A 2,202-nucleotide genomic window follows, 5' to 3' on the forward strand; every position below is an offset into this window, starting at 1 on the left:
GTGTCTTCACCTGTAACCAACTGGGAATACAGGGATATCATGAATTGTTCGGCTGTCAAACCCATTCAGGCTGCTTTGCCCATGCTCTCATGGGGCGGTCTGGGGGCGGTTTGGCTGGAACCTTGCCTGCCAAAAAAAGGGGACCGGTCCGACGGATCCCCTCCGGCCCCCGTGTTTATCAGGCGGTCAGGCCTTCTGGTTCTGGGAGTTTGTTTGCGCGGCAGCAGGCGGTGAGGGTGTTGGCCAGCAGGCAGGCGATGGTCATGGGGCCGACGCCGCCGGGGACCGGGGTGATGGCGCCGGCGCGTTCGGCAGCGCTGGCATAGTCGACGTCGCCGACCAGCTTGGTCTTGCCATCCCGCTCGATGCGGTTGATGCCCACGTCGATCACGGTGGCGCCTTCCTTGATCCAGTCGCCAGGCACCATTTCGGGGCGACCGACAGCGGCCACGACGATATCGGCGCGGCGGACCACATCCGGCAGATCTTTGGTGCGCGAATGCGCGATGGTCACGGTGCAGCTGTCCCCCAGCAGCAGCTGCGCCATCGGCTTGCCCACGATGTTCGAGCGACCGATGACAACCGCATCCATGCCCGACAGCGACCCGTGGTGATCGCGCAGCATCATCAGGCAGCCCAGCGGGGTGCAGGGCACCATCGATTTCTGACCGGTGCCCAAAAGGCCCACGTTCGAGATATGGAAGCCGTCCACATCCTTGGCCGGATCGATCGAATTGATCACCAGATCCTCGTTCAGGTGCTTGGGCAGCGGCAACTGCACCAGTATGCCATGCACCGCCGGGTCGGTGTTCAGTTTGTCGATCAGCGCCAGCAGCTCCGCCTCCGAGGTCTCCGCATCCAGCTTGTGCTCATACGAGTTCATGCCGACCTCGACGGTCATCTTGCCTTTCGAGCGGACATAGACCTGGCTGGCCGGATCCTCGCCCACCAGAACCACGGCCAGGCCGGGGGTGATGCCGTTTTCCTCTTTCAGCTTTGCAACCTGATCGGTCACCTGCGCGCGCACTTTGGCGGCAAAGGCCTTCCCGTCGATAACCTGCGCTACCATCCTTTGGTCCCTTCTTTCAAAACCCAAACGGGCGCAGAACGCGCCCGGTCTTTACTCGGGGCCGAGCACACGTTCCTCACGTGCAATCGACCAGTCAATCAGAATGCGCCAGAGCGTTTCGGACAAATCGGGGTCCATCCCCGCCGCCTGCGAACTGGCGCGCACCTTTTGCACCACATCCTCGACCCGGTCCGGGATGCGGGCGGGCAGGCCCTCGCCCGGCTTCAGCTCAGACGCGCGGTCGATATAGCTTGCGCGCCTCACCAGCATCCCGATCAGCTGGCGGTCCAGCCTGTCGATCTGAACCCGCAGATCCCGCATCGAATGGCAGTCCTGCGGCGGTGTCAGAGTGGGCATCATCGTCTCCTCATGGCCCGGGGGTCCCGGACCACGAGATGTCTTATTCAGCGGCTTAGAACAAGCCCTCGATCTCACCTGCGTCATTGAGGCAGATGGTTTCCGCGGCCGGTTTGCGGGGCAGGCCCGGCATGGTCATGATCTCACCGCAGACAACCACGATAAAGCCCGCGCCCGCGCTCAGGCGGACTTCACGCACCGGCACCGAATGGCCGGTGGGCGCGCCCCGCAAGCTCGGGTCGGTCGAGAAGCTGTACTGGGTTTTCGCCATGCAGACCGGCAGGTTGCCATACCCCGCAGCTTCCCATTCTTTCAGCTGCGTGCGGATCTTGTTGTCGGCCAGAACCTCGTCGGCGCGGTAGATGCGCTTGGCGATGGTTTCGATCTTCTCAAACAGCGGCATCTCGTCGGGGTAGATCGGCGCGAAGTTCGCAGAGCCCCCTTCGACGATTTCCACAACCTTGCGGGCCAGATCGGCAGAGCCTTCCGAGCCCAGCTCCCAATGGCGCGACAGAACCGCCTCGACCCCATGAGAGGCGCAATAATCCTTCACCGCCTGAACCTCGGCATCGGTGTCGGTGACAAAGTGGTTGATGGCGACAACAACCGGCACACCGAACGACTTCACGTTCTCGATATGGCGGCCCAGGTTGGCGCAGCCCGCCATGACCGCATCGACATTCTCGGCGCCCAGATCGGCCTTGGCGACACCGCCATTCATCTTCATCGCCCGCACGGTGGCAACCAGAACCACGGCAGAGGGCGCAATGCCCGCC

Annotated in this window: 3 protein-coding genes; all 3 read right to left on the reverse strand. The window is 62.9% G+C overall.

Annotated elements, in window-relative coordinates; all coding sequences use genetic code 11:
• Positions 1-178: 178 nt before the first annotated feature.
• Entirely contained in the window at positions 179-1,069 is an 891-nt protein-coding gene (folD, locus tag ACR0IP_RS23010) for a bifunctional methylenetetrahydrofolate dehydrogenase/methenyltetrahydrofolate cyclohydrolase FolD (protein WP_480484954.1), read from the reverse strand.
• A gap of 51 nt (positions 1,070-1,120) precedes the next feature.
• Positions 1,121-1,426, reverse strand: a complete 306-nt coding sequence (locus ACR0IP_RS23015) for a chorismate mutase (RefSeq protein WP_480473724.1) — start codon at positions 1,424-1,426, stop codon at positions 1,121-1,123.
• Between the two features lie 55 nt (positions 1,427-1,481).
• Positions 1,482-2,202: formate--tetrahydrofolate ligase (locus ACR0IP_RS23020; RefSeq protein WP_480528140.1), on the reverse strand; the 721-nt coding region annotated here is incomplete at its 5' end.

Source organism: Ruegeria sp. AL11 (assembly GCF_056540865.1).

What these genes read in the sequence shown, in the direction of transcription:
- folD (WP_480484954.1), bottom strand. Translation starts at nt 1,069, where the DNA reads ATGGTAGCGCAGGTTATCGACGGGAAGGCCTTTGCCGCCAAAGTGCGC.
- ACR0IP_RS23015 (WP_480473724.1), bottom strand. Translation starts at nt 1,426, where the DNA reads ATGCCCACTCTGACACCGCCGCAGGACTGCCATTCGATGCGGGATCTG.